General features: G+C 68.4%; 3 protein-coding genes. 1 reads left to right on the forward strand and 2 read right to left on the reverse strand.

From position 1 onward, the window contains the following. Together ENN83_RS09775 and ENN83_RS09780 are read right to left on the reverse strand one after the other, a co-directional pair. On the reverse strand, nt 1–2,632 hold a 2,632-nt coding region (locus tag ENN83_RS09775), incomplete at its 3' end, for an efflux RND transporter permease subunit (protein ID WP_287186403.1). Further along, nucleotides 2,625–3,608 (reverse strand): efflux RND transporter periplasmic adaptor subunit, encoded by a 984-nt coding sequence (locus ENN83_RS09780; protein ID WP_287186406.1) that lies wholly within the window; start codon nt 3,606–3,608, stop codon nt 2,625–2,627. The genes ENN83_RS09775 and ENN83_RS09780, both read right to left, overlap by 8 nt. Nucleotides 3,609–3,976: 368 nt before the next feature. On the opposite strand from ENN83_RS09780, the gene ENN83_RS09785 reads away from it, so the two are divergent. Then, the gene (locus ENN83_RS09785; RefSeq protein ID WP_287186409.1) at nt 3,977–4,360 is read left to right on the forward strand and encodes a hypothetical protein; all 384 of its coding nucleotides are present in this window, start codon (nt 3,977–3,979) and stop codon (nt 4,358–4,360) included. Nucleotides 4,361–4,421: the final 61 nt, after the last annotated feature.

Consider the following 4,421-nt stretch of genomic DNA (forward strand, 5'->3'; position numbering starts at 1 on the left):
GCACCGCGAGCATGCCGTAAAGCGGCGCCTCGAATTCGCCCGCAAGCTCTGCGGTGACCATTTCGGCATAGCGGCCATTATGGCGGAAGATCGGGTGCGAGGCGCGTTCCTCCGACAGCCGCACCACATCGCCCAGTTCCACCACGCCCCGCCCGCCGGGCAGCGCATTGGCAGGCACGGGCGTGGCCAGCGCGCGTTCGTCCATCACCCGTCCCGCCCGGTCGCGGCCGACCACGATAGGGATGGGCACCCGCCCCTCGCCGCGATGGGAATAGCCCACCACCGTATCGCCATGCAGCAGGCGCAGGGTTTCCAGCACGTCGGCCTCCTGCACGTTGAAGAAGGCCAGATCGGCGGGGTCGAGCTCGGCCCGGATGCGGCGCGGCGGGGTGCCGAAACTGTCATCGACATCGACGATGAAGGGGATTTCCTCGAATACCTCGCGCACCTTCGTCGCGACCGCCCGGCGGGTTTCGCCGTCGGGGCCATAGATCTCGGCCAGAAGCGTCGCGATCACCGGGGGGCCGGGGGGCGGTTCGACCACCTTGAGAACCGTGCCCCCGGGCAGGTCGAGCGCCGCAAGCCGCTTGCGCAGATCCAGCGCGATCTCGTGGCTGGTGCGGTCGCGGTCGTCCTTGCCCGTCAGGTTCAGCTGCACATCGCCCAGATGCGGGCTTTCGCGCAGGAAGTAGTGGCGCACCAGCCCGTTGAAGTTGAAGGGCTGCGCCGTTCCCGCATAGGTCTGCACGCTCAGCGTTTCGGGCATGTCCAGCGCCACCCGGGCCACGGCCTGCGCCACGGCATCCGTTGCCTCGACAGACGCCCCCTCGGGCAGGTCGATCACCACGGCGAGTTCCGACTTGTTGTCGAAGGGCAGCAGCTTGACGGTGACATCCTTGGTGTAAAGCGCGCCCATCGAGCCGAAGGAGACCACCGCCACCGCCAGCAGGAAGGCGAGCGAGATCCATTTGCGCGCAAGGATCGGGCGGACGGTGGCGGCGTAAAGCCGACCCAGACGGCCGCCGGGATGGCCATGGCCGCCATGGGCGTGGATCGGCGCGCGGCCCGCGACCTTCATCATCAGCCAGGGCGTGATCATCACCGCAACGAAGAAAGAGAAGATCATTGCCGCCGAGGCCACCGCCGGGATCGGGCTCATGTAGGGGCCCATCAGCCCCGAGACGAACAGCATCGGCAAAAGGGCGGCGACCACGGTCAGCGTGGCGATGATGGTGGGGTTGCCGACCTCGGCCACGCCGTCGATGGCGCGTTGCAACCGGCTGCGGCCATCGTCCCGCATGGCCCAGTGACGCGCGATGTTCTCGATCACCACGATGGCGTCATCGACCAGGATGCCGATGGAAAAGATCAGCGCGAAGAGCGACACGCGGTTCAGCGTGTAGCCCATGAAATAGGCCGCAAACAGCGTCAGAAGGATCGTCACCGGAATGACGATGGCCACCACGATCGCCTCGCGCCAGCCGATGGCCAGAAGCGTCAGCAGGATGATCGACATCGTCGCGATGAACAGCTTGACCAGCAGCGTGTTGGCCTTGTCCTGCGCGGTCGCGCCATAGTCGCGGGTGATCTCGACCACGACCGAATCGGGGATCAGCCCGCCCTCCATCTGCTGCACGCGCCCAAGGATCGCCTCGGCCACGACCACGGCATTGGCGCCAGCGCGCTTGGCCAGCGCCAGCGTCACGGCCGGGCGGCGGGTGATCTCTCCGCTCGCGTCGCGGCTGAGCGTGGCGACATGTTGCTCGTCCAGATCCCGGGCAAGGCCGATGGCCGCCACGTCGCGGACATAGACGGTGCGCCCGTCGCGGGCGGTCAGTTCCAGATTGCCGATCTCCTCGGGCGTGGACAGCGTGCGGCCGATCACCAGGCCAAGCTGGTCGCCGCCAGCGCGCACCATCCCCGCGGGGGTTGCGGCATTGGCGCCCTGCACCTTGGCGGCAAGCTGTTGCAGCGTGATGCCGTAAAGCGCCAGTTTCTCGGGGTCGGGCGCGACGCGCAGCGCCTCGTCGGTGGCGCCGACCAGATAGGTCAGGCCGACATCCGTGACCTTGGCCAGTTCGACCTCGACCTCGCGGGCGATGCGGGTCAGGTCGGCCGGGGTGATCGCGTCCTGACCCGCAATGGGCGAGAAGGTCAGCGAGACGATGGCCACATCGTTGATGCCGCGGCCCACCACCATCGGCTCGGGGATGCCGACCGGGATGCGGTCGAGATTGGCAAGGATCTTGTCACGCACCCGCAGGATCGCGGAGTCCTGGCTGAGGCCCACCTCGAAGCGGGCGGTCAGCATCACCCGGTCGTCGCGGGTTTCGGAATAGACATGCTCGACCTCGTCTATGCCCTTGACGATGGTCTCAAGCGGTTCGGTCACCAGCTTGACGGCATCGGCGGCCTTCAACCCGTCGGCGCGGACATGGATATCGACCAGCGGGACCGAGATCTGCGGCTCTTCCTCGCGCGGCAGGCTCATCAGGGCGATCAACCCCACGGCGAGCGCCGCCAGCAGCAGAAGCGGCGTCAGCGGCGAGGAGATGAAGCCACGCGTCAACTGGCCCGCGATTCCCAGTTTCGGGCCGCGGGGCGCGTCGGGGGATTTCGGCGCGTCAGTCATGGCCGGTCACCACGGTCTCGCCGGGGACAAGCCCGCTCAGGATCTCGCGCCAATCGGCGCCGTCATGGGTGACGATCTCGCCCGGCACGACGGCACGGCGCACCGGCCCCGCGCCCGCCTGCCCTGCCACGGTCACGAAATCCAGCCCGCCCGCCCGGCTGACCGCCCCGGGCGGCACCAGTAGCGCGGCGCGCGTGCCCACGGGCAGGCGCACCGGCATGCGGCGACCGACAAATCGGCCATCCAGCCCCTCGACCTCGACATCGGCGATCACGCGGCCGCCTTCGATCTGGGGATAGATCTTGGCCAGCCGCCCGGTCTGTCCGTCCAGCCCCACGCCCGCGCCCAGCGCGATCGCGTCGCCCTCGGCCAGCGCGGTGGCGTGGCGTTCGGGCACGGCAAGCCGCAGGAAGACGCCGCCGCCGCCGATCGCGGCCACCGTCTCGCCCGGCGTGATCACCGACCCCAAGGACTGCGGCACCGCCAGAACCACGCCCGCATCGGGCGAGAGCACCGCACCTTCGGCCATCTGCTGCTCGATCACCCGGCGTTCGGCCTCGGCGGTGCCGATCTGGCCCTGAAGGATGTCGACCTGAGTGCGCAACTGGTCCAGCCGCTGCTGGGTGATGACGCCCCGCTCGCGCAGCGCCTCGCCCCGGTCCAGATCGGTCTTGGCGGTCTGAAGCTGGGTTCGCAGCGCGGTCAGTTGCGCGTCGATGGCACGCAGCCGGAATGTCAGCTTGTCATCCTCGACCCGCGCGATTTCCTGGCCCGCCTCGACCCGGTCGCCCTCGGTCACCTTGAGCTCGACCAGCGTGCCGCCGATCCGCGCGCGGGCGGGCACCCGGTCGCGGGTCTCGACCTGACCGTGGACGGCCTTCCATTCGGTGATCTCGACCGGCTCAAGCACCAGTTCGCCCGCCGCAACCGGCAGGGCCATCCCGAGCGCGAGCATGAAAAACAGGGCCTTCTTCATCTGGTCCCTCCTTTCCGGGCCTTGCGGTCGTCCGCCGCAGGCGGCCATCCCGTTCACAGGTTTGGTCCGGCAGCGCAGGCTACCGGAAACCCGCATGCGATCATCACATGCAATTTCTTGAATGTATGGACCATCCCCTATCCCGATGCAAGAGGGCTGCAAGCGCGCAGGGCGCGGGCGCAGCGGCCAGCGCCATTCGGGAAAGACCGCTCATCGGTCCCGAACGTCTTGCCCGGTCCCGCGCGTCGGCCTATGCTGCGCCAACGGGGCGAGGTGTCCAGGGTGGTTCGGTCTCGCGCCCTGTATGATGTTCAGTCATGGTTGGCCGGGCGGCGGTTGCCCGTCCTGGGGGTTGTGAAGTGATGCCAATGGTTCAGCCGACCGTAGCCACGCAGACACGCGACGCGACATCGGGACCTGAGGCCGATCCCGATGGTCTGACGGAATTTGCGCTGGAAACGCTGTTGTCCAGCCCCGATGGCTGGCGCCGCTTCGCTCGCGAGGCGGCCGGGCGCTGGCCCGCGACACCGCCGCTGGCGATCGTCTTCGCGCTGGTCAATGCCTCGGCACAGGTCGAGGCGATCTTTTCCGAGGGCAGCCCTGCGCGCACCGCCGCGCAGCATGGATTTCGTGTCGCCGGGCTGATATCCGCCGATCTTTACGCGATGGAAACCCTGGGCCTGAAGCGGACGCGGGCTGCGGATCTGGTGGCCTATTGGCGCGCCCATGACGATTATTTCCTGACGCTCTGAGGCGCCCCGCCCCGCCCCGCTTGCCAAGCCGGGTGCCTCCATGCGACCAAGAGCGGAACGC

This window comes from Rhodovulum sp. (assembly GCF_011048875.1).
In the GTDB taxonomy this organism is placed as follows: domain Bacteria; phylum Pseudomonadota; class Alphaproteobacteria; order Rhodobacterales; family Rhodobacteraceae; genus Rhodovulum; species Rhodovulum tesquicola.

Coding starts and splice junctions, on each gene's coding strand:
- ENN83_RS09780 (WP_287186406.1), bottom strand. CDS start 3,608: ATGAAGAAGGCCCTGTTTTTCATGCTCGCGCTCGGGATGGCCCTGCCG.
- ENN83_RS09785 (WP_287186409.1), top strand. CDS start 3,977: ATGGTTCAGCCGACCGTAGCCACGCAGACACGCGACGCGACATCGGGA.